16 protein-coding genes are annotated in these 22,171 nt (G+C 55.9%); 4 read left to right on the forward strand and 12 right to left on the reverse strand.

Annotation, left to right across the window (positions count from 1 at the left end; translation table 11 throughout):
* Nucleotides 1-227 precede the first annotated feature (227 nt).
* From IEN85_RS00820 to IEN85_RS00830, 3 genes are read left to right on the forward strand one after another with little or no spacing between them, the layout of a single operon-like run.
* The gene (locus tag IEN85_RS00820) at nucleotides 228-2,228 is read left to right on the forward strand and encodes an alpha-amylase family protein (RefSeq protein ID WP_191615164.1); all 2,001 of its coding nucleotides are present in this window, start codon (nucleotides 228-230) and stop codon (nucleotides 2,226-2,228) included.
* Nucleotides 2,229-2,253: 25 nt separating this feature from the next.
* Nucleotides 2,254-6,402 carry a PVC-type heme-binding CxxCH protein gene (locus IEN85_RS00825; RefSeq protein ID WP_191615165.1) on the forward strand — a complete coding sequence of 1,383 codons (4,149 nt, stop codon included), beginning with the start codon at nucleotides 2,254-2,256 and terminating at the stop codon, nucleotides 6,400-6,402.
* 5 nt (nucleotides 6,403-6,407) lie between these two features.
* The gene (locus tag IEN85_RS00830) at nucleotides 6,408-8,246 is read left to right on the forward strand and encodes a DUF5060 domain-containing protein (protein ID WP_191615166.1); all 1,839 of its coding nucleotides are present in this window, start codon (nucleotides 6,408-6,410) and stop codon (nucleotides 8,244-8,246) included.
* Between the two features lie 486 nt (nucleotides 8,247-8,732).
* Here IEN85_RS00830 and IEN85_RS00835 read toward each other — a convergent pair whose 3' ends face one another.
* Genes IEN85_RS00835 through IEN85_RS00865 form a run of 7 tightly spaced genes read right to left on the reverse strand, consistent with a single transcriptional unit; the run spans nucleotide 8,733 to nucleotide 14,492 of the window.
* Nucleotides 8,733-9,695: a sll0787 family AIR synthase-like protein gene (locus tag IEN85_RS00835; RefSeq protein ID WP_191615167.1), complete on the reverse strand. Its 963-nt coding sequence runs from the start codon at nucleotides 9,693-9,695 to the stop codon at nucleotides 8,733-8,735.
* A complete protein-coding gene (locus tag IEN85_RS00840; protein ID WP_191615168.1) occupies nucleotides 9,692-10,258 on the reverse strand; it encodes an MSMEG_0567/Sll0786 family nitrogen starvation N-acetyltransferase in 567 nt (188 codons plus the stop codon). The genes IEN85_RS00835 and IEN85_RS00840 overlap by 4 nt, the downstream gene beginning before the upstream one ends.
* Before the next feature lie 25 nt (nucleotides 10,259-10,283).
* Nucleotides 10,284-11,588 (reverse strand): MSMEG_0569 family flavin-dependent oxidoreductase, encoded by a 1,305-nt coding sequence (locus IEN85_RS00845; RefSeq protein ID WP_191615169.1) that lies wholly within the window; start codon nucleotides 11,586-11,588, stop codon nucleotides 10,284-10,286.
* Between the two features lie 6 nt (nucleotides 11,589-11,594).
* On the reverse strand, nucleotides 11,595-11,870 hold the full coding sequence (locus IEN85_RS00850; protein ID WP_191615170.1) for an MSMEG_0570 family nitrogen starvation response protein: 276 nt from the start codon (nucleotides 11,868-11,870) through the stop codon (nucleotides 11,595-11,597).
* A gap of 15 nt (nucleotides 11,871-11,885) precedes the next feature.
* On the reverse strand, nucleotides 11,886-13,043 hold the full coding sequence (locus tag IEN85_RS00855; RefSeq protein WP_191615171.1) for an MSMEG_0568 family radical SAM protein: 1,158 nt from the start codon (nucleotides 13,041-13,043) through the stop codon (nucleotides 11,886-11,888).
* A complete protein-coding gene (locus IEN85_RS00860; RefSeq protein ID WP_191615172.1) occupies nucleotides 13,012-13,989 on the reverse strand; it encodes a Nit6803 family nitrilase in 978 nt (325 codons plus the stop codon). The genes IEN85_RS00855 and IEN85_RS00860 overlap by 32 nt, the downstream gene beginning before the upstream one ends.
* Before the next feature lie 20 nt (nucleotides 13,990-14,009).
* Nucleotides 14,010-14,492, reverse strand: coding sequence for an MSMEG_0572/Sll0783 family nitrogen starvation response protein (locus IEN85_RS00865; protein ID WP_191615173.1), 483 nt, complete (start codon nucleotides 14,490-14,492; stop codon nucleotides 14,010-14,012).
* 170 nt (nucleotides 14,493-14,662) lie between these two features.
* Between IEN85_RS00865 and IEN85_RS00870 the strand changes: the two genes are divergently transcribed.
* Nucleotides 14,663-15,697 carry a LacI family DNA-binding transcriptional regulator gene (locus IEN85_RS00870; RefSeq protein WP_191615174.1) on the forward strand — a complete coding sequence of 345 codons (1,035 nt, stop codon included), beginning with the start codon at nucleotides 14,663-14,665 and terminating at the stop codon, nucleotides 15,695-15,697.
* Nucleotides 15,698-16,282: 585 nt separating this feature from the next.
* Here the strand turns inward: IEN85_RS00870 and IEN85_RS00875 are convergent.
* The 5 genes from IEN85_RS00875 to IEN85_RS00895 form a co-directional block, all read right to left on the reverse strand.
* The gene (locus tag IEN85_RS00875; RefSeq protein WP_191615175.1) at nucleotides 16,283-16,909 is read right to left on the reverse strand and encodes a LysE family translocator; all 627 of its coding nucleotides are present in this window, start codon (nucleotides 16,907-16,909) and stop codon (nucleotides 16,283-16,285) included.
* 186 nt (nucleotides 16,910-17,095) lie between these two features.
* On the reverse strand, nucleotides 17,096-18,178 hold the full coding sequence (locus IEN85_RS00880; protein WP_224772378.1) for a glycoside hydrolase family 53 protein: 1,083 nt from the start codon (nucleotides 18,176-18,178) through the stop codon (nucleotides 17,096-17,098).
* Nucleotides 18,179-18,259: 81 nt separating this feature from the next.
* Entirely contained in the window at nucleotides 18,260-20,035 is a 1,776-nt protein-coding gene (locus IEN85_RS00885; RefSeq protein WP_191615177.1) for a CocE/NonD family hydrolase, read from the reverse strand.
* Between the two features lie 29 nt (nucleotides 20,036-20,064).
* Nucleotides 20,065-20,562, reverse strand: a complete 498-nt coding sequence (locus IEN85_RS00890) for a DUF3237 family protein (RefSeq protein WP_191615178.1) — start codon at nucleotides 20,560-20,562, stop codon at nucleotides 20,065-20,067.
* Between the two features lie 19 nt (nucleotides 20,563-20,581).
* Complete coding sequence (locus IEN85_RS00895; RefSeq protein ID WP_191615179.1) at nucleotides 20,582-22,147, reverse strand: carboxylesterase/lipase family protein; 1,566 nt, start codon at nucleotides 22,145-22,147, stop codon at nucleotides 20,582-20,584.
* Between the last annotated feature and the right edge of the window lie 24 nt (nucleotides 22,148-22,171).

The raw sequence follows: 22,171 nt of genomic DNA on the forward strand, positions 1-22,171 counted from the left end.
CAACCTAAAATCGCCTTATTGAAACCTGTTTGGTCTATTTCTAATTCCAGCATACGCAGTTATCATGTCCCGCTCGAAGCAAGAGCCTAAAGGCCAAAGTCGCTTCGTATTGAAACGATAACTACAAACCCGCTCCACGCCGAAATCCCACGATTGTCCCTGCGGGTCATCTTCCAAGAATGCACCAAACACAAAGTTCAGGCTTTTCCAGTCAACACTCCGGCAGCATGTCCCTTCCCTACCGCCAGATCCACTTGGATTTCCATACCTCCGAGCACATCCCGGATGTAGGCCAAGACTTCGATCCGGAACGCTTCGCTCGCACGCTGCTCGACGCCAACGTGAACTCGGTCACCCTTTTTTCCAAGTGCCACCATGGCTGGTGCTACTACCCCACCCAACACGGAACCCCGCACCCGCACCTCCAGCGTCCGGATCTGCTTGGCGAGATGGTAGAGGCCTGCAACAAGGTCGGAATCGCCACCCCGATTTACCTCACCATCCAATGGGACGAGCTCATGGCTCGCCAAAATCCAGACTGGAAAGTTGTATCCAAAAACACAGGAACCAATCAACCGGTTCCCACATGGTCGCCCGTGTCCCTCGCCAATGAAGGGCTCGTCAAACACATCTGCGACCTCGGCCGGGAAATCGTCGAACGCTACGACCCACCTGGCATCTTCGCCGACATCCTTATCGACTGGGAAGACGTCAGCTCCGGTGCCCTGCAACGCATGCTCAACCACGGGCTCAATCCCGAGCTCCGCGAGGACCGGGTCAAGAACGACCGCGGCATCGTCCTGGAATTCTACAAAGCCTTCGCCGAAGCCACCAAAACGCTCAGCTCGAACCTGCGTCTCTTCTTCAACAGCGGCCACATCTACAAGAACGAACGCGAACGCTACCAGTACTTCGACCACCTAGAAATCGAATCCTTGCCCACCGGAGGCTGGGGTTACGACCACTTCCCCTTGTCCGCTCGCTACGCCCCAGCCCTCGACAAGGACTTCCTCGGCATGACCGGCAAGTTCCACAACTGGTGGGGAGACTTCGGCGGATTCAAGCAAGCCGCCGCCCTCGAATACGAATGCTGCCTCATGGCATCCCTTGGAGCCCGCTGCAGCATCGGCGACCAGCTTCATCCGTCAGGAGAACTGGATACGAACACCTATCAGAGCATAGCGCCTGCCTACAAACGCATCAGCCAACTCGAACCCTATCTCGAGGAAGCGAAGCAAATTTCCCCCATCGCCCTCTACAGCTCCGAGGGTCACTTTTCGCGCGGTCCGAAAAATGCGGACGACCCTCACGACACCGGCATCTCCCGCATGCTCCTAGAGACTCAACTCACCTTTGACGTCATCGACGAGCATTGCGACTTCGGCGCCTACAAGCTGATCATACTCCCAGACCGTATCACCTTCGAAGAGGGCAAGCTTCTCGAAAAGTTCAAAGCTTACCTGGAAAAAGGCGGCAAGCTACTCCTCTCCGGCACTTCCGGAATGAACAAAAAAGCCGACCGCTTTTTGCTACCATTCCCCGCCACCGTCGAAGGGCCCTCCCAGTATGAACAAGAATACCTCCGCGTCGACCAAACTCTCGACAGTCGCATGCCCACGTCGCCATTTATCGCCTACACTCACGCCCAGCAAGTAAGGAGCAGCGAGGCCGCGGGATTGGCCAACATCCACGAGCCCTACTTCAATCGCCGCCCGGAGCATTTCTGCTCCCATCAACAAACGCCCTACCAACTCGAAGCTGCAAAAAACCGTAAAGGAATTTTGGCTACAGACAACATTGTCTACTTTGCCCATCCAATTGGCGAGGAGTACCGGAAGTTTGGCCAACCCCTAATCAAATACGCCTTCGCGTCTGCGATCAAGCGCCTCATCGGAGATCCCGTCGTGCAGACCAACCTACCGAGCACCGGACGCGTCACCCTCGCTCACCAAGCCGAGCACAACCGCTTCGTGCTGCACCTCCTCTACGCCCAGCCTCAAGCCCGCGGCGACATCATCAACGGCGCTCATGGCCCCACCACGATCGAAATCATCGAGGACATCGCCCCTTTTCCAGACCTGGAAGCCAAAATCGCTCCTCCGAAAGCGCCCAGCAAAGTCTACTCCGCCTACGACCAACGCCCTATCGATACTCATTACGAAGACGGGCAACTGGTTTGCAAACTGCCGAAACTTCACATACACGAAGCCATTGTCATCGAACTCTAGCCTTTCCGCGCTAACAATATAAAGCATGCCCCTAAAACGCCTACTTGCCCTCGCCTCACTACTCCTTTCATGCGCGACCCTTGCTCACTCCAACGGTCGCGACCGATTGGTCTTCGAACCCGCTCCAGACAAGGACAACGGGAAACGAGTGGTCCTCATCTCAGGCGACGAGGAATACCGCTCGGAGGAGTCCTGTCCCATGCTGGCCAAGATCCTCACCCAACGCCATGGCTTCCACTGCACCGTTCTCTTCGCCATCGATCCGAAAACTGAATACATCGATCCTAACAACGTAAGCAACATCCCCGGACTCGATTCGCTTTACGAAGCAGATCTCATGATTCTCGGAACGCGCTGGCGAATCCTGCCCGGCGAACAGCTTCAGCCCATCCTTGACTTTCTCAACGCGGGTAAACCGCTGATCGCCTTCCGCACCGCCACCCACGCTTTCAAGAACGAAGATTTCTACGGAGGCTACGACTGGCGAAACTTCGGCAAAAACGTGGTCGGAGAGAACTGGCTCAACCACCACGGAGTCCACAAAGTTGAAGGGGGCCGCGCTGTCGTCGTTCCTCAAAACGCCCAGCATCCAGTCCTCAACGCGGTAGGCGACATTTTCACCTGGTCCGACATCTACGGCATCGAGCACCTCGACCAGCAAGCCGCCACCGTGCTGCTGCGCGGCGCCGTGACCGAGACCCTGGAACCCGACTCCCGAAACCTAGAAGGCCCCAAAAACGATCCCATGATGCCGCTGGCCTGGTTGAAATCCTACCCGACTCCCGACGGCAATAACGAAGGCGTCTGCTTCGCCACCACCGCCGGAGCGGCCTACGACCTGCAGGACGAGGACCTGCGCCGCCTCTTCGTCAACGCGACCTATCACCTGCTCGACCTGCCAGTACCCGAGCGAGCCAACGTCGATTACGTCGATCCCTTCGATCCATCTTTCTTCGGGTTCCAAGAAAAAGGCTATTTCCAGAAGCGTAAACTGCGCGTTTCCGACTATCGCATCGGACACTCCGCCCGATCCATCCTCAGTCCCGAAGAATTGGATACGCTCGCCAAGCAGACTCCAGCATCCAACGCCTCCATCGACTTAAAAAAAAACGCTAGACTCGTCGTACTAGGCAACGGCCTGAGCGAGCGCATGCTCCACCACGGCCACTTCGAGACAGAGCTCCACCTACGCTTCCCCGCGAGCGGGCTCACGGTTCGCAACCTTTCTCGATCCGGCTCCACCCCGGGCTTTCGCCCACACCCCTCCCGCCATTCCCAGTGGGCCTTCCCCGGAGCCGAGAAATTCCATCCCGAGCTCCAGCACCACAGCGGCGAAGGCCATTACCCCACCGAGGACAAATGGCTCGCCCAACTAAAGCCCGACGTCATTCTCGCCTGCTACGGCTTCAACGAATCCTTCGCCGGCCCCTCCGGACTCGAACGATTCAAGGAAGAACTCGCCGCCTTCGTCGACCACACCTTGAGTCAACGCTACAATGGCGACTCCCCTCCCCAGCTCGCTCTCGCATCCCCTATCGCCTTCCAGGACCTCAGCCGAAACCACGACCTTCCCGACGGCGAAACGGAAAACCGAAACCTAGCCCTCTACACACAGGCTATCGCCGAAGTGGCCTCCGCGAAGGGCGTTCCTTTCATCGACCTCTTCACTCCCACCAAATCCCTTTTCGACTCCACAACCGAAGCCCTTACCGTCAACGGCGCCCACCTCAACGACGCCGGCTACCGCCAACTCGCAACCATCCTCGCCAATCATTTTGTGGGAAGCGGTCTTGCGCCACGATCGTCCAGCGATGCGACTCCCGAAACCCAACAAGAGCTCAGAGAGCTCGTTCTCGAAAAAGACTGGTATTGGTTTCACGACTACCAGATGCCGAATGGCGTCCACGCCTACGGCCGCCGCTATCAACCCTTTGGCGACGAGAACTATCCAGAGGAAATCGAAAAGGTTCGCCAGCTTACAGCCAATCGCGACCGAGCCATCCACGCTCTGCTAGCGGGGAAGACCTTCGATCTCGCCGCTGCAGACCGCAACACTCGCGCCCTCAGCAAAATCGAAACCAACGCTCCCGAACGGGCCGAGAACTCGTACCGCTACGGACAGGACGCTATCGACTCCTTCACGCTCGCCGAAGGCTACAAGATCGAGCTCTTCGCCTCGGAAAAGGAGTTTCCAAACCTAGCCAATCCCGCCCAGCTTTCCTTCGACAACCAAGGACGCCTTTGGGTCGCCACCTTGCCAAGCTACCCGCATTTCCGCCCCGGAGATTCCCATCCCGACGACAAGCTGCTCATCTACGAGGATACCAACGGAGACGGAAAGGCCGACAAAGAAACCGTATTCGCAGATAACTTACACCTTCCCATCGGATTTGAACTTGCGCCCGAAGGCGTTTACCTGTCCCAAGCCCCCAACCTCCTTCTGCTTCAGGACCGCGACGGCGACGGGGTAGCCGACCATCAAGAAATTCTACTCACTGGCTTCGACACCCACGATACGCACCACGCCATCTCCGCCTTCACCGCCGATCCGGCCGGAGCCATCTATATGGGCGAAGGCGTCTTCTTGCACAGCAACGTGGAAACCGCCTATGGACCGGTTCGAGCCGTCAACGGCGGCTTCTATCGATTCAGCCCGCAGCGCCAGAAACTGGAGAGAATCGTGCAAACCCATATCCCCAACCCTTGGGGCATCGCCCATGACCAATGGGGCCAAGACTTTTTCCTCAACACCTCAGATCCCGACATGCACTGGATGCTGCCATTTCAGGTAAAGCCGAAATACGGCCAATTGATTGTCGGAACCGAGAGCATCATCCCACAAGCGCACCGCGTTCGCCCCACTTCCGGCCTCGAATTCGTCTCCAGCACACACTTTCCCGACGAGGTTCAGGGTGACTACCTCTTGAATAATTGTATTGGATTTCTGGGCGCGAAACAGCACAGCATCACCGATTCGGGCGCCGGATACGAAAGCGAGTTCCGCCAGGACCTCTTCACTTCAAACGATCCCAACTTCCGCCCTGTCGACCTCGAATTCGCGCCAGACGGCTCCCTCTACATCGTCGATTGGCACAATCAGCTGATCGGGCACATGCAACACAACGCCCGCGATCCACTGCGCGACCACGCCCACGGTCGCATCTATCGCATCACTCACACTGAGCGTCCGCTCGTCCAAAATTTCGACCTCACCCAGGCAAGCATCGAAGAACTAGTGGAAGGACTCTCCCTCCCGGAAGCCCGCACCCGCTACCGCATCAGGAGAGAACTTAGAGGCAGGCCCTCTTCTCAAGTGCTCGCCGCTCTAGAGTCCTGGATCCAAAATATCGATACGAAGGACCAGAACTACGAGAGGTATAAACTGGAAGCGCTTTGGACGACTTGGGGTCTCAACCAAATAGACATCGAACTGCTGCAAGACCTGCTCCAAGCCAATTCCTACCAAGTTCGCGCCGCTGCCGTGCGAGCCCTGCGCTACAACAGCCATCTGCTTGAAAACACTACCGAATTGCTTGAACGAGCCGCCAAGGACGCACATCCACGCGTGAGACTGGAAACCATCATCGCAGCCTCGCGACTCGAGACCCCCGCTTCCAAGTCAATCGTCGAGCAAATAGGAGAGATGCCGCTGGACGAATGGACACGGCAAGCCTACAGCCAAGCCCTCGTAAACCTCGGCGGAATCCCGAAAATCGAAACCGGCGGGAACGAGGCTGCAGCCCCTGATCGCTTGAGCGAAACGGAACAAGAACGTTGGAAGCTTGGCTTCGAGATCTACCGCCGCGAGGGACACTGCGTCACCTGCCACCAGGAGGACGGCCAAGGCCTGCCCGTCGCTTCCTTCCCTCCCATCGCTGATACCGAATGGACCAATGGACACCCCGAGCGCTTGATCGATCTGACCCTCTACGGCCTGATGGGCCCCATTCAGGTCAAAGGCCAAAAATACGCCGGACACGTTCCCATGACCCAATTCTACGGATTGCTCGACGACGATGAAGTCGCCGCCGTGCTCACCTACGTGCGCAACGCATTCGGCAACGAAGCCAGCCCCATCACCCCCGAACAAGTCGCCAAGGTCCGGGCCAGCAGCCAAGGAAAAACCGGATTCTGGACAGCGGAGAACCTGGAGAAGAAATACAACACGAACTAAATCACATGAAAACTCTCACCCACCTGCTCTCAGCCAGCATCCTGCTGGCTGTCCCCTTCGCCAACGCCGCCGTAGTCGATGGAGAACTACAAACCTGGCATACGATCATCCTCACCTTCGACGGCCCCGAAGCCAACGAGAACGATCCTTCCACCTTCCTCGACCATCGCTTGACCGTGACCTTTAGCCACGGAGAAACCAAATACGTAGTCCCGGGCTACTTCGCCGCCGATGGCAATGCCGCCATTTCCCACGCCGTAAGCGGAAACAAATGGCAAGCACGCTTCACTCCGAATCGCTCAGGTAAATGGACTTACCAAGCAGAACTCGTAAGCGGTGAAGACATCGCCATCTCGCAAGCCGAAGGCGTCCCTGCTCCCCTGAGTAACGCCTCCGGCACCTTCACCATCAACCCCAGCGAACTCTCTTCCAGCGCCACGGACTTTCGAGCGAAAGGCCGCCTCAACTACGTTGGCGCCCATTACCAGCAATTCGAAGGGTCCGCAGAATACTTCCTCAAAGTCGGACTCGGCAGTCCCGAAAACATGCTCGCTTTCGATGGTTTCGACGGCACCTACGACGACGCCAAAAATCCGGAATTCCCTTCTCTGGGCGAAGACCAGCTTCACCACTACGGCCCGCATCGCCAAGACTGGTCGCAAGGCGACCCTCACTGGACCGACGAAGATGGGCACGACAGCAAGGGCCTAATCGGCTTGATCAACTACACCGCAGCCCAAGGCCTGAATTCTGCCTACCTCATGCCGCTCACCTACGAAGGCGACGGCTGCGACGTATGGCCCTGGATCGATCCTACACAACGTACAACCTTTGACATCAGCAAGCTGGAGCAATGGGAGATCGCCTTTTCCCACATGCAGCAAAACGGTATCCACATTCTCATGCTGCTCACCGAAACGGAAAACGAGAACCTCTTCGAACTCCGCGACGGCGGCGCTCCCTTTGCCGATACCCGCAAGCTTTACTATCGGGAAATGATCGCCCGTTTCGGACATCACCTCGCCCTCACTTGGGATCTCGGCGAGGAAAACGGCTGGACCGACGAAAAGGGCAAGGACGCCGGTCTCGGCAACACCCACGAGCAACGCAAAGCGTTCTCCTCCTTCATCCGCCAGCTCGATCCCTACAACCACCCGATTAAGGTGCACGAAATCTCCATCGTGGAAATCTACCCGCAGCTCGCCGGGTATCCAGATTTCGACGGCCCGACCTTGCAACGCCACGAACATTACAACAAGGACATCCTCGACCACCTGAAGATGTCCCGCGACGCCGGTCACCCGTGGCTCGTATCCATGGACGAACCCCTAGGTTGGGAATACGGACTTCGCCCCGACGCCGACGATCCCACCCGCGACCACGCTCGAAAAGACGTCCTTTGGGGGACCCTCATGGCAGGCGGCTCCGGCGTCTCATGGTACTTCGGTTGGCAAAACAACGCTCCTACCAGCGACCTGAGCAGCGAAGACCTCCGCGTGCGCGAGACCATGTGGAAACAAAGCAAGGTCGCTCACGACTTCTTCTCGCAGTACGTCCCTTTTCACCGCATGCGATCCGCGAACGATCTGGTTGAAGGCGAGGACGATTACGTATTCGCCCAACCAAGACAGACCTACGTCGTGTATTTGAAGAATGGAGGCACCGCCTCCCTCAACCTCGCCAACGTCGAGGGCATCTTCGACATTCGTTGGTACGACCCCATAAAAGGCGGCCCTCTCCAACTCGGATCGATCGCTTTCGCTGACGCCTCGACTACTACCCCACTCGGCACACCGCCCCACTCGCCCGAGCAAGATTGGGCTATTCTCATTACTGCTCGCTAGCTCAAAAGCCAAGGGCTCTCGTACCGATAAAAACGAGATTTCCTGAAGCGGACAATCCTCGTGGGATAACCTAGATCGGCACGAAAGTTTCAACGGACGGCAAATCCCGAGTGGGACTGAGCCTTTCAGTATCGGGCTCGCAACAAAATAGAGTTTGCTCATCCTCGCTTCCCAAAGAACCGTCAGACAATAGGCTTCTCGCTCATCACTCGTCGACCAGCCACTAGCCTCAAAAAAAGCCGCTTTCGTAAGTGATTACGAAAGCGGCTTTCTTTTCAAAATGGTCGGGCTCGCGGGATTCAAAACCGCATAACGAGCTCTAGGACTGTTCTTTAGAATCTGATTCTAAGGTATCTTCGAAACCTTCACGATCCAATTGCAAGCTAGGTAGAATGCCAGACAGGCACCGGGGCCAAAGCGAGTCGAGAGCTCGATCGAACTCGTTCAGCGGTTCTATCCCGTGAAAGCCGGGCCACTGCTCAGCTACTAGACGGCGAAATCGACCGGCTCGACCTTATTTCCGAAACTGAGTGAAATCCCCTCTTCCTTCGTGAAAAAGCCACACTCCGCAGCAGCTACGCCTCTTTCACCAAAAATACTCACGACCTCGTTTACCTTATTTTCGGATACGGCAAATGCGTATCCATAACTTGGAAACGAAATTAACCATTTCATCATTTCCGCTCCAGAAGGACATGGCAATCGATCAAGGTCGACAACCACTCCGACTCTTGAACAGGCGCAGAGCATGGCCAGCGTGCCGATAATTCCTCCATTAGAAATGTCCTTAGCAGCACTGCAGAGCTGATCTTCCGCAAGCTGAGGCAAAAGCCTTAGATTGCTACGCAGTATCTCGGGATCGGTCGTAGTACTGGCATTCCAAAATGGCTTGTCGCCTCGGTAGGCTCCATTCAAGTCGACCGCAATAACGAGTCGATCGTCTGCCCGCGCGTCGAAACTCGTAAGCAAATGCTTTCCCGCTCGTCCTAACACCGAGGCTCCAAGATGGGCAGGAGCCTCAGCCGATATCCGGGTCGTGTGACCGCCAACGACCGGGACCCCATACGCTTCTGACGCCGCCCGCATGCCTTGCCAAATCGCTTCACATGCCGGCCCTTCGGACGCCCACAGAGTATTTGTAATCGCGATAGGACGTCCCCCCATGGCCGCTACGTCGCTGAGATTCACCATCACCGCCGAGTACCCGGCAAACCAGGGGTCCTGGGCTACAAATGATTCGAGCATACCCTCCGCCGCAAATAGCAGATACCCGCCACTCTCGGGATCCTCAATCGCCGCACAGTCGTCGCCAAGGCTCACGTTTCCGCAAACGTCTTGGGCTCTAGTATATGCTTTATGAATACCTGCCTTTTCCACCACCGACGGGTGATGAGCGAGAGCTGCCGCGAGCTCGCGCAAATCGATGGGCTTCGTCGACAATTGCGTCATGCGACACTCGCCGCTGGTTGGTAATAGTTTAGGTCCGCCCGCATTTTCACGTGCGGCAGGCCAAAAAGTTCGATCTCTTCCAGCGGCTGCCAGTGCAAGCGCTCAAAGAAGCGGGCGTTCTGCTTTTGCACTGTCGCCAAAAATTCATGACACCCGATCGCATTGGCAGTAGACACCGCTTTATAGATCAGTCCTGCTCCGATCGCTCCAAGACCGGCGTTGCAAGGTTGCTGGTTACGCACCGACGCTGCTGAACTAAATCGCCGGATACGACGAAAATCGAGCGCAACACCTAATCGACTGCCATACCAAACGCCTGGCTCGCGCTCGTCGATGCGTACAACGCCCACGACCTCGTCCTCCATCCCAGCGATGATTGGCTTGCAGACAATGGGAATCATACTCTCGTCGATCGCATCGCGATCGTCGTCCTGAAACACGCCTTGCTCGTCGCAAAAAATGCGACGGCGCAAGGCATGAAAACCGGCTTGGTCCTCCTCGCTCTGAGCGAGCTTGAATACAAAGTCTTGCGGCTGAAACGCTCTGAATCGTTCGATCAACATGGTCGGCAAATTAGGTTCGTGATTTTCAAGCAGTTTCGGCGCCGATTGTCTCGGCTCTCATGCGCTGGATTTCAGGCCAAGGCTCCACCCGCTTTCTCCGCTTCAAAATCATATTGGCAATGTGCTCAGCATCCTGCGCGATCCCAGCAAAGCGGGACGAACCCCAAGTATGCAGCCAAGGTAATCCAAGAAAATATAGCCCAGACTCCCCTGTCACGCCGCGCTTGTGATGTGGCATTCCTCGATGATCAAAGATGTCGAGTTCGATGAAGGAAAAGTCTGGCTTGAAACCAAGGCACCAAATCACGCTAGAAACGTTTGCGGACTCGAAATCGAGTTCGGTTTCCTCCGGCGACGGAGGATTCCAGCAGGGAACATAAGGCGGCTCCTCCGGAGCGTCGATGCCGTTGGCAGCAATGTATTCGTCGATCCGCTGGCGAATCCCGAGGTAGGAGCGGTCCGCCTTGTCGAGCTTCTCCTTCACGTCAGGTCGCGAGCGGAAACCCGACTCCGTCACTTCCTCTAGGTAGCCGTAAAGCTTCATGCCATCGAGGGCGAAACGGCGCAGGTCAATCTCACGCCCACCGTCCCTGCCAGTGAGGTAATGGTTCGTCCCGCCTCGAGCCTTTTCCGGATCAGGATGCTCATCGTAGCAGGTTTCGTAATACCCCATTTCCTCGAGCCACGCCACGGCGTCCTTACCACGGTATTGGCGCGGCGAACGCGGTGCATTTCCCAAGTAGAGGTGAACCTGACGGCCTGCAAGCTGTAGGTCCTCTGCGATCTGACAGCCTGACTGACCATTCCCGACAATGGCTACCGCACCCTCTGGGATCTGATCCGGATTGCGATAGTCCGTGGCAAATATCTGCTGAATGCCGGACGGAATCCGTTCAAAGCCTGGAGGACGCAAGGGGATGTGGAAGGATCCGACGGCACTGACCACGCTCTCGCACATCCAGTTACCGATGGTGGTCTCAACCTCGAAACCATCGTCCAACTTTCGTACCGAGAGAACAGTCACGCCCTCGTGGATCGGCGCGGTCACTTTCTGGGCGAATCTATCAACGTAGGCGACGATCTCGTCCTTGAGCATAAAACCATCTGGGTCCTCTCCATCGTAGGGATGGTCCGGCAAGCGGCACTGAAAATTGGGAGTGACCAGACAAAAACTGTCCCAACGCTCCTCTCGCCAGCTATGGGCCACTTTGTTTTTTTCCAGAATAACCTGGTCAGAAATTCCGTATTTGGAAAGGTAATACGATATGCTGAGTCCTGCTTGACCGCCGCCGATGATGACGACCTCAGTGCGTTGGCTTTCGTTTTTCATTGATATTTAGATTTTGGTGATTTTCAGGAGGTCGCCCTTTTCAAGAGCTGAGCTCCATCGTTCTATGTTGGCGAGCGACGACATGGCTCCGCTGCAGGCGAAACCGAATTTCGCCTCAACCCGAGAAGAGGCTTCATTGAGAGCGATCCGAGATTTGGATACGAATTCCTCCACGGTGAGCGTCTCGCCGCGGGTAAAATACTCGCGTACAACAGACGAAGGGGAGTAGCAGTCGCGGACGCTTCCGTCCGGTAGCTCAACGGTAAAAGGTGTCTCTGGCATTTCTTACTTTGCTTACTAGGCTGCCGAGCAACCACTTGATTGAGGATTTTCGAAACTGGAAAGCGAGGAACAGGCGCCGCATTTGGCGCAGCCGGCTTTCTGCTTGTCGGAGGTCATGCCCGCCTGCGCGAGCATTTCGCCTATCGGCGATAGGACCGAGCGCATGAACTCGGAACTCGGAGCCGAGCGGTTCTCCAGTTGGGTGCCGGTCACTGGCACGAAAGGCACCACAAAAGGATAGACACCCATATCGATCAGCTCGCGAGCAGCTTCGATAAGCCCTTCTCTGGAATCGCCGAGTCCCGCGAGCAAGTAAGTGCTGACCTGGCCACGACCAAAGACCGCGACCGCTGCCCGAAAAGCTTTCAGGTAGAATGCAACCGGCACCTCCGCTTTGCCGGGCATGATCTCCGCTCGAACGGATTCGTCCCACGCCTCGAGGTGCATCCCTAGCGTATCCACTCCCGCATCCTTCAGGCGCTGAAACCAACCAAAGTCATCGGGTGGCTCGCACTGGGCCTGAATGGGGAGCCCTGTCGCTTCCTTGATAGCGCGTGCGGAATCGGCCAAGACTGCTGCACCCCGATCGCTGGTGACCGGTGTGCCAGTTGTCATTACGACTTGGCTAATCCCATCGTAGCGTTGAGCGGCCGTCGCCACTTCCGCCAGTTGGGCAGGACTCTTGTGAGGTATGGTGCGACCCGCCTTGAGCGATTCGCCAATAGCACAAAACTGGCACTTCGTGCTTTTGTTTCCGTAGCGTATGCAAGTTTGCAATACTGTCGTGGCCAGCACGTCCTTCGAATGCAAGGTCGCGATCTTCCAATAGGGCACGCCTTCTTCAGTTGTGAAGCTGTAGAATTTGGGCTGAGGCGGGTAGCTAACATAAGCGATTCTCTCATTTTGATGCAGAAGCTCTACCCGACCATCCGGCAGCGTCGATCCCGCTGCGAAAGGCGACGAAGCGGCAGCGTGGGTGTGGACCGGCACCATGATGGTGGTTCCTAAAACAGTCATTGCCTTGTGATCAGTCGGTCCCGCCCCGCCGACCCGCGACGAAGCACCCTCGTCCACGGTCAAACGAACGCCATAGGATTGCAATTCCGACAACAGGAAACTCTTTTGCTCGAAGATACCTTCGCTATACGGGCTGGAATTCGGATACGCTTTCATTGTATTCGATTGGTTCAATTTCTCGTTCGTTTAGGGAATTTATAGCTGGTTGCGGCGCTTTGTTGACGGAGAGCGAAAACAGGTCCGGACGCGAGTAGTGGCCCACCGAATCAAGCATGCGTTTGCGCTTGGTGATTTGCTCAAAATCGAGATCGGCAATAGCGATGCCCTCTCCCTCAGTAATCGGCTCACAAAGATGAGAGCCATCCGGTCCTATAATTGCCGAGTAGCAGCCGCCGCTGAGAGCCTTTAGCATTTTCGGGTCATCCGTGATCGACGCACGCTGTTCATCGCTCAGCCACCCAGTCGAGTTAACAACAAAACATCCCGCTTCGAGAGCGTGGTGCCGAATCGTCACTTCGATCTGGTCCGCGAAGATTTGCCCTACCATCGATCCCGGGAACTGTGCACAATGAATTTGCTCTCCATCGGCCATTAAGGTGTAGCGAGCCAGCGGGTTGTAATGCTCCCAACAGGCTAGGGCACCGACACGTCCGACAGCTGTATCCACAACCTTGAGACCGGAGCCGTCACCCCGTCCCCAGATCATTCGTTCGTGGAAAGTCGGAGTGATCTTACGGCGCTTCAATTTGATCGCTCCATCCGTGTCGATGATGAGTTGCGTATTGTAAAGAGATCCTCCGTCTCGCTCGTTGACTCCTACACAAAGCACCATATCGAAATCGATGGCGACGCGAGAAAGTGTCTCGGTAATGGGCCCGGGGATGGCTACCGCTTCCTCGTAGAGCGACAGGTGTGCCCGTCCGGTGGATACAGGTGGCTCGACAAAGGAAAAGTAAGGGTAATACGGTACAAAAGTTTCCGGAAAGACTGCGAGCCGCGCGCCTTCCTTCGCCGCGTCGGACACGGCGTCGCACATGCGGCTGACGGTTGCGGCCCCGCTTTTGAGGTCGGGCGCTATCTGGATGGCGGCGGCTCGGATCATATCTGGCAATGGTTAGAAGGTTACACCGTCCAAGAGTCCATGATCACCGCATTCGCTTTTTTGTGCAGCAAAATACAGTCGAGCACGTCGAGCGGATTGATCGGTATTATTCCTGGAATGAAGGCCTTTTCAGTCTGGCCGTACAAGGCTTGGGTCGAGAAGCGACAAGCGTAGACTTTACCACCCTCTTCCATGAACTTGGCTAGACGCTGGTTAACAAAAAGATGTCCTGGAAACGCTTCGTCCCCTAAAGTCGGAAATCCTCGCTGAAAACCCATAGTGACACCTGGTCCATAAAGGAGAATAGAAGTCTCGTAACCCTTACGCAGAAGACGGGTCGCGGAGAGTGTGTTTACGATGCTGATCGAGCCTTCGAACGCGACCGTGTGAAAAGTCACCAAGGCTTTTTCGCCCGGCTCCGCTTTGACGTCCTCGAAGACTTTCTCTTCATAATCGACGAAGAAGTCTCCGTCCTTGTGCATCGGTTGATCTACTTTTGGCATGATATGATGGATTAGTATTGTGTTTCTATTTCAGGATCTCGACAGCCAGCGGGCGTCTAGATTTTGCCAAGTTTGAGCACCGGTGGCGCCACGGCATTGGTTTTGCTCAAAGATGAGCGGCATTTCGTGCGCATATCATTGCGCACGTTTCCTGCTGTGTCATTCGACGCATGAATACACCCATTACCATGGCTGATGTCGCCCGAGAGATCGGCGTCTCGACATCCACCGTCTCGCGAGCTCTGCGAAACGATCCAAGGATCAGCGTCGAAAGGCGCGAACGCATCAAGGACACCGCACAGAGACTCGGCTATCGGCCCAATCCCCTGGTGAGCGCTCTGATAAGCAGCCGCAAGTCACACTTCGACAAGGTCGCTGTGAACACGATCGCCCTCGTCACAGACTATGGAGGATCTATCAATTGGCAGGCCAAAGATGTTTGCCGCTGGGAGTTTGACGGCGTTGCGAAACGCGCCGACGAACTGGGGTACCGAATAGAAGAGTTCGCCCTAGCCAATTATAAGAGTGATGCCAAAAAGCTTTCTGAGGTGATCTATAATCGAGGCATTCGCGGAGTCATCCTTGGGTTCTCACGTGATCGGCAAAGAAAGAACCTGATCGAAACAGATCGATTCGCGGTGGCTGGTTTAAGCGCTTATTTCCGCATGGCCCAAGTTGATCGAACCAATTTTCACGGCCTCTACAACGTCCGCCTCGCCCTCGAAGAGATGCGAAAGCTTGGCTATCGAAAAACGGGCTTGGTTGTACCGGAATTCAACAACCGCATCTCCGGCGGCCAATGGACTGCAGGCGCGCTAGATTGGCAGCGGACCTTACCGGAGTCTGACCGCTGCGCTCCCTTTGCGCCAAAGATTGAAGACTCCGAAGCTGCGTTCCGCGAATGGATAGACCATGAGCGCCCTGACTCATTGCTCGTATACAAACTCCCGGTCTCGACCTGGCTGTCGAAACTCGGGCTGCGAGCTCCCATCGACATCGGCATCGCTTACCTTTTCCGGACGCAGGAAGAAATGGATACAGCTGCCGGGATAGACGGAAACCTGCAGCAGGTAGGAGCAGCCACCGTTGACCTAGTCGTCGGCAGCCTAAACACAAATCAAGTGGGCCTGCCCTCGACCCCAAAGGAAGTTTTGATCAAAGGGACCTGGCGTCACGGAAGGACACTCAAGAGAATAATAGTCTAAAAAACCTCGAAAGGTCAGAAACCTCCAACACTGGCGGGCATCACGCTTCACGGCTTCATCTGATCAATGCCCTATCGAAATCCGCCCCCGCCAGCAAATATCAAGCGGAACATCTCGCATGAAAACCCAACAAGATTCTTCGCGAATTTTCAACGTGTCGCGTGACACAAGGACCACAAAAAAGCTACTTTCATTATCCGTAAGAAAGTAGCTTTTTAAGAAATGGTCGGGCTAGCGGGATTAGAAATCGCATAATCTACTCTAAGTTAACGACTTACGAGTGTTACCGAAGCAACAACCTGCACAGAACGGCAAGTTACTGCACCCATTTTGGCAGGAAAATGGCAGGAATCCAATTTGGGTTACGCGGCAAACGTACATGGCAGTAAAGCTGCCTCGCTGCGTTCCGTTTTCAAGCAGATTGCTTAGATTCGAAGGTGTCAGCCCGTGATCGATCTAGGAGCCAAAGGCTAAAGCCCCTAGAATCCCCGGAAATCTCCAAGATTCCTAAATTTGCTACAATGTAAGCCATAAAACCCACCCTGGAAACGCCTCCCCTTCAGGCTTGGAACCCAAATTTAATTTCTACTGTTTTGCCGCCATCAGTTTTGCAGCGATTCCAAGAAAAACAAGACCAGCGATCTTGTTCATGATGGTTTGCGCCCGGCTCGATTTCTTGAACAGGTCGTTCAGAAGCCCTGACAAGGTGGCGATCGATCCAAATATTACGAGCGTCGCGACGATGAATAATCCGCCCAACGCGAGAATCTGGCTCGTTACGTTTCCTGCGGACGGGTCGGTGAATTGAGGCAGGAACGCCAAAAAGAATATCGAGACCTTGGGATTGGTAACATTCATGATGATGCCACGCCGATACAGATTCGCGTAGCTCGCCTGGACCTTCTGCTCTTCCCCAACTGCATCCGACGAAGCTCTAAACGCCTTCCAAGCTAAGTAGACCAAATAGGCGACGCCCAGATACTTGAGCAGGTTGAACGCTGCGACTGAGGACTGGAAGATAGCCGATACACCCAACGCGACCGCTACGCTATGCACGATGAGGCCAGTGCACAATCCCAGAGTCACAACGAAGCCCGACTTTCTTCCGTGCAACGCAGCTTGCGTCATGACGAAAAGATTGTCGGGACCGGGAGTGATCGCGAGCAACGCAGACGTCGCTAAAAACGTTAAAATCAGTTCAGTCGAAAGCATGATTTGGCCTCTGCTTAGCGGAGGAAGGTCGTTTTGCGAGGGGAATCCTGCGGTGTCTAGGATTTAAAAAAATCGAAGCCGGTTCCAACTCCCATTCGCAAATGCCTATGGGATGCAACCAGCCATACTCAAGCCGCACGACGCGATTCTCGTGCGACTTCCGAATGCGAGAGCCAAACAACGATTTTAACCGCCCTCTGCCGCGTCCTGTGGCACCTTTCCGCGCGTCCACTTGTTGAATACATCCATAACCGGCAGGGCGTTGCCCTCGTCGTCAAACATGCCGCGGCTGCCGATGCCGCCAGTGCTTCCAGGTCGAATATGGACCATGGGCTCCCACCAGAAAATGCCGGTTCCAAGACCGTTGGGAACGTTTAGCAAAATTTCGTGAACCGTCTCCAGATACTCTCGCTGACCTTCCGGTGTTTCAGGGAATGGACCAGGGTGTTCGGTATACTCGGTCGGACGCCAGCAATAGGCAGCTTCCACCACCATCACTTCCTTGCCATACTCGGTAGCCATGAAATTGAGCGTCTCACGCAGGTCGAGCGGTGATCCGTGCCACCAAGGATAGTACGATTGGCCGAGCACGTCGCAGTCAACCCCACGCGCGAAAAGGGCGTCGAAGAAACGCTTGGTCTTCGCCTTGTTGCCACTCGACTCGACTTGCACCATAATCTTCGGACGAGGCAAGTTCCCCCGGCCCGCATCCACGCCATTTATTCCTGCCTGGACGAGCTCCGCGAAGTTGTCCTCGTTTTCCGGCAACTTGCCATGTGGCCAGAGCATGCCGTTAGTGATTTCGTTTCCATTCTGTACCATGTCCGGCATTACACCGGCTTCGCGGAAGGCGACTATCGTATCACGCGTGTAAGTGAAAACGGCTTCGACTAATTCATCGTGAGTAAGGTCCTCCCACGCTTTCGGCAGAAACTGCTTCGAGGGGTCCGCCCATGTATCCGAATAATGGAAGTTCAGAAGAAACTTGAAGCCGAGGTCGTGAGCCTTCTTCGCGAGCTCTATGGTGTATTCAAGATCGTTTGGCAGCGGGAAGCGTTCAGAGTTCGACGGGGTATGGAATAGCCGCAGGCGAATCCAGTTGTACCCATTGTCCTTCAGGATCTCGAGGCCCGGCTTGGCGACGCCCTCGTCCTTGAAAACCGTTCCTCTCTCTTCCGCCGACGCCAGAAAGGAAACATCCGCTCCGATCGCGTAGTCGGAAGCGCCGGCAGCGAATAGGCTGGAAGGCGCGGCCAACAGTGCCGCCATTGAAAAGCGGGATAGAAAGGTTCGCAGTGATTGTAGGGTGTTTTTCATGATGACATTTTCTGTATTGGGTTGGCAATGACGCTACTCGACGATCGGCAGCGTCAGGTAAGAGGGGTGATTCGAATCGCGATAGAGAGTGACGTCTGGAGCTGGGTCGATCTCAGGCGTGCCGCGCGTCACAAAGCTAACCACAAGCTGGATCCGATGCCCCTCTTGGAAAATCATAGAAATCGGCAGAATCTCAAACCATAACTCAACGGGTTCTCCCGGCACCAAGGGCTGAGCATCGGCTTCCACGAAGCGACGGTACGGCAAGCCGAGCTTGTCGTAGGGCGGTTCCGAGAGCTTGCGCATAGACGCTCTCAACTGTCCCTGGGCGTTATAGGAAGTGATGGTTCCGTCGGGCGCGACATCTCGCAACGTCGCAACGAAATCGCCGTCCGTCGCGGTGGAGGAAACCCATAGATTCACCGTTGGGTGTCCGGTCACCTGCACGGCCTCTTGCAAAGGCTCGGTTTCGTAGATCAAGGAACCCGGCGGAATCTCCCCGCGGCTGTATTCATAGATCACTACCGTTTCGTCCTTACCTTCGCCCTCCGTTTTCTGCGAGCGGCTCAGCGAGCCCTCGCCGAGATAGAAATCGACGCGCTTTTCATTCGGCAACGGCCAAGCTTTCGCCGATTGCCATTCCTCCCCTTGTGGAGCGTTATATGTGAAATAGTATACGGGATCCTCATCCATGATGCCGTTATCGATCCCCTTCAGCCAGTAGTCGAAGAAACGGAGCTCCTCGGTCAGGATATCGAGCCCTGTCATCTCTTTCGCCGGACACCAATCGCAATGGACTCCAGGGCCTACGATGAACTTGGAGGGAACCTTGAAATTGTTGATCGCGAAAAACGGTCCCGGCTTGGTGTAGCCTTCGTCCCAGTTGACGGCCATGTACATGGCGATCCCGGAATCGTTGATCTCGTCCAAGTAGTTTGCGGGACTGCTCTTGATCCACCACTGCTTGGCGCTGTCATCCGTGAGGTTTGGCGAATAGCCGTCGCGATAAGGAATGTGTCCGACGGTTTCGATCGTGCCCTCGTGCTCGGCCTTGGCAGCCTCGAGAAGCGAACCGTCGACGTCTTCGTCCACCGGAGCCGCCAATTTGTCGCGAACCTCATGCGGTGGAGGATCGTCGGGCTTCGGCGTCCAACGGCTCGGAGCCACGATACCGCCCGCGCCTCGAAAGTCATAGACATCGAACTCGAAGCTCATGGGAAACATGGCCTTCAAACTCGGCGGCGCGGTGGTCGCAGCCTGCATCTGGCTCCCGCCTGTGGCGGAGCAGCCCCACATACCGATGTTGCCATTGCTCCATGGCTGGTCAGCGAGCCATTCCGTAATGTCGTAGGCGTCGTAGCGGGCGGGTCCCACCCACTCGCCGCGGTTGTAGCCCTGATTGTGCCCAAAGGAAGCATGCAGCCCCCGAAAGTCAGCCGTGGCCACTACGTATCCATATTTTACTAACTCGATAGCGCTGCCCGCGTAGTCCTCGACGGTCAGCTTGTCCTTGCTCCCATTGTATCTGCGATTGTAAGGCGTGTGCATCCAGACGACCGGCAAGCGCGTTTCGATGACTTCGCCCGTCTCCTTATCTTTCGGACGATAGATATCGATGGCTATCTTTACGCCATCCCTCATCTCGATGTAGCGCGAGCTGAGATCAAAATCGTCCGCATAGATCGCCTCGCTGTAGCCTTGGTAAACGCCGGGCTTGGAAATCTTCGCTTCGGCAATCAACGAACGCTGCATGCTGCAACATACGAGCGTTCCTGCTAGGAAACTGAGAAAGGCTTTGGGGTAGTTCATGTGAGGATTTTCGCTTCTCTGAACGAGGTTTATTTTACGCGGAAAACGCGAATCACCACTGTATCCGGTTCTTCGCTACCGCTTACGGTTCCAATATACAAAAAGTCGTCGAGCCAATTGTGCGGTCCGTCGGGGACGGTAAACGTGGGTGTCGTCTTTAGATACGATCCGCCTGGCGAGATGATCCCTTGATTTCGAACGATGATCACCGTTCCGTCGTCGCAACGCATCGAATACAAGGCGTCCAGTTCGATCCCCCCATCCGTGCGCTCCGTTTGCCAATCCGCGCCACCAGGAAGGACCGTCCCCTTCAGTCGGGGTCCCTCGAAGCGGCCTCCTGTAATCGGGATGTAGCGACGAATGCCTTTGGCCGTCTCGCCCACCTCCACGATGTCGCCGATCGTGACATGCGCCTCGTAGACGAATTCCGTTTCAAAGTCCCCTCCTCTATCCCGGGCATCGTCAGCTCGCAAGCCGTCGCTCACGGCGACGAAGGAAGCGAGTAAGCAAATGATGATTCGAATCATACGCGTCTATTCCGTCTTTCTACTTGGCCCACGCTTTTCCTTCCTCAGTGCGACGCCATTCGAAATAGTCGTCCAGCACCTCGAGAGCTTCGGCATCGGGAACCGGACCGACCCGGACCGGATGTTTCAATACCATAACCTTCTCCTGCTCTTCAGCGAACTGAGGCCATTGCGGAACTGCCGAACTGTTGGGATCGCCGCGCTTGGCAAAATTCGTCCAATAGGTCGCCATCGTATCCGACAGCTCCCAATCCTCTTCCGTAAGCTTTGCATCGTCGCGATCCAGCGTCTGGAAAACATAGGGAACGTCCAGACCGTGAGGAGCTCCATGATCAGCTTCGGGCGACTCTCCATCTCGCGGCGGATGCTGGTCGAAATAGTAGAAATAGACCGGAGCCTCGCCAGTCTCGGCCTGCAGTTTCGCCCAGCTCCAGGTTTGCCATCCGAACGCAGCATCGCGCATCAGGCCGCGAGCCGCGTGCCCGATTCTGTCCCCATCGAGCGGGTACGCTTCCAGCAATCGATCCGCGAACGGTCCATAGCGTTTCTCCACGTTGGCGATATGCTCCTCCGCCGTCCTACCCGACGGGAAGCTCAGCCCTTCGTCGGAATTGTACCCGACAAGCACTGCCACATCGTTGTATTTGCCCTTCTCGTACAACACATGCTGATCATCCGGAATGACCCAGCCATCGACGATCGGCCAGGCCGCCCCGCTTCCGAAGCCGGGAGGCATGGCACTTGGATCGAGCTCGCGTAGCTCCGCCAGCGATTCCGCGCCCGCTCGCTTCACGAAGGCAACGCCCGCTTCTTCCGCCTGCTTCAGGCTTTTCATGTTTTCGCCCGGGTACGTCGTTGGGCGCGTCGGCCCGAACGATCCCCCGCTTTGCGAGATCGCTCCGTGAAACAAGCCTTTCGCTTCTGGCGAGGCGCAGAGCATGCTCACCGCGATGCCGCCCGCTGACTCGCCGAAGATCGTTACCTGATCCGGATCGCCACCAAAGGCTTCGATATTTTCCTGTATCCACTTCAAACCGGCAATTTGGTCCAGCAAGCCATAGTTGCCGGAAACGCCACGCGGCGACTCCGCACTCAGCTCTGGGTGGGCGAGGAAGCCCAGCGGACCTACGCGGTAGTTGATGCTGACCAATACCACGCCCTTGCGAGCGAGGTATTCGCCGTTGTGCACCGGGATCGATGAGGAGCCGAAGGAAAAACCGCCCCCGTAGATCCAGACCAGCACTGGCACCTTATCCTCTGCGGTTTCGGCAGGTGTCCAGATATTCAAATACAAACAGTCTTCTCCCACATTACCCGATCCGTCGCCTTGATATGGATCGTTGGCGAATTCCTTGGCCGGCCGCACACCTTCCCACGGTTCGAGGGGCTGCGGGGCCTTCCAACGAAACTCACCTACCGGTGGAGCGGCAAAGGGAACGCCGCGAAAGACGCGAAGGTCATTTTCCTGCACACCTTCGACCGAGCCGGCGGAGGTCTCAACCAAAAGGTTGCCTTGGGCAGTTAATGAACCACTGCAAGCGCTTGCGAGCAGCAGGCAGAATAGGGGTAGTCGGTTTAGGGGCATGAATCAGTGGTATTGAATTATGTG

This window comes from Pelagicoccus enzymogenes, assembly GCF_014803405.1.
Taxonomy (GTDB): domain Bacteria; phylum Verrucomicrobiota; class Verrucomicrobiia; order Opitutales; family Opitutaceae; genus Pelagicoccus; species Pelagicoccus enzymogenes.

Bases quoted from the DNA above. Each gene is read 5' to 3' on its own strand.
- IEN85_RS00820 (WP_191615164.1), top strand. From the start codon at position 228: ATGTCCCTTCCCTACCGCCAGATCCACTTGGATTTCCATACCTCCGAG.
- IEN85_RS00825 (WP_191615165.1), top strand. From the start codon at position 2,254: ATGCCCCTAAAACGCCTACTTGCCCTCGCCTCACTACTCCTTTCATGC.
- IEN85_RS00830 (WP_191615166.1), top strand. From the start codon at position 6,408: ATGAAAACTCTCACCCACCTGCTCTCAGCCAGCATCCTGCTGGCTGTC.
- IEN85_RS00835 (WP_191615167.1), bottom strand. From the start codon at position 9,695: ATGACGCAATTGTCGACGAAGCCCATCGATTTGCGCGAGCTCGCGGCA.
- IEN85_RS00840 (WP_191615168.1), bottom strand. From the start codon at position 10,258: ATGTTGATCGAACGATTCAGAGCGTTTCAGCCGCAAGACTTTGTATTC.
- IEN85_RS00845 (WP_191615169.1), bottom strand. From the start codon at position 11,588: ATGAAAAACGAAAGCCAACGCACTGAGGTCGTCATCATCGGCGGCGGT.
- IEN85_RS00850 (WP_191615170.1), bottom strand. From the start codon at position 11,870: ATGCCAGAGACACCTTTTACCGTTGAGCTACCGGACGGAAGCGTCCGC.
- IEN85_RS00855 (WP_191615171.1), bottom strand. From the start codon at position 13,043: ATGAAAGCGTATCCGAATTCCAGCCCGTATAGCGAAGGTATCTTCGAG.
- IEN85_RS00860 (WP_191615172.1), bottom strand. From the start codon at position 13,989: ATGATCCGAGCCGCCGCCATCCAGATAGCGCCCGACCTCAAAAGCGGG.
- IEN85_RS00865 (WP_191615173.1), bottom strand. From the start codon at position 14,492: ATGCCAAAAGTAGATCAACCGATGCACAAGGACGGAGACTTCTTCGTC.
- IEN85_RS00870 (WP_191615174.1), top strand. From the start codon at position 14,663: ATGAATACACCCATTACCATGGCTGATGTCGCCCGAGAGATCGGCGTC.
- IEN85_RS00875 (WP_191615175.1), bottom strand. From the start codon at position 16,909: ATGCTTTCGACTGAACTGATTTTAACGTTTTTAGCGACGTCTGCGTTG.
- IEN85_RS00880 (WP_224772378.1), bottom strand. From the start codon at position 18,178: ATGGCGGCACTGTTGGCCGCGCCTTCCAGCCTATTCGCTGCCGGCGCT.
- IEN85_RS00885 (WP_191615177.1), bottom strand. From the start codon at position 20,035: ATGAACTACCCCAAAGCCTTTCTCAGTTTCCTAGCAGGAACGCTCGTA.
- IEN85_RS00890 (WP_191615178.1), bottom strand. From the start codon at position 20,562: ATGATTCGAATCATCATTTGCTTACTCGCTTCCTTCGTCGCCGTGAGC.
- IEN85_RS00895 (WP_191615179.1), bottom strand. From the start codon at position 22,147: ATGCCCCTAAACCGACTACCCCTATTCTGCCTGCTGCTCGCAAGCGCT.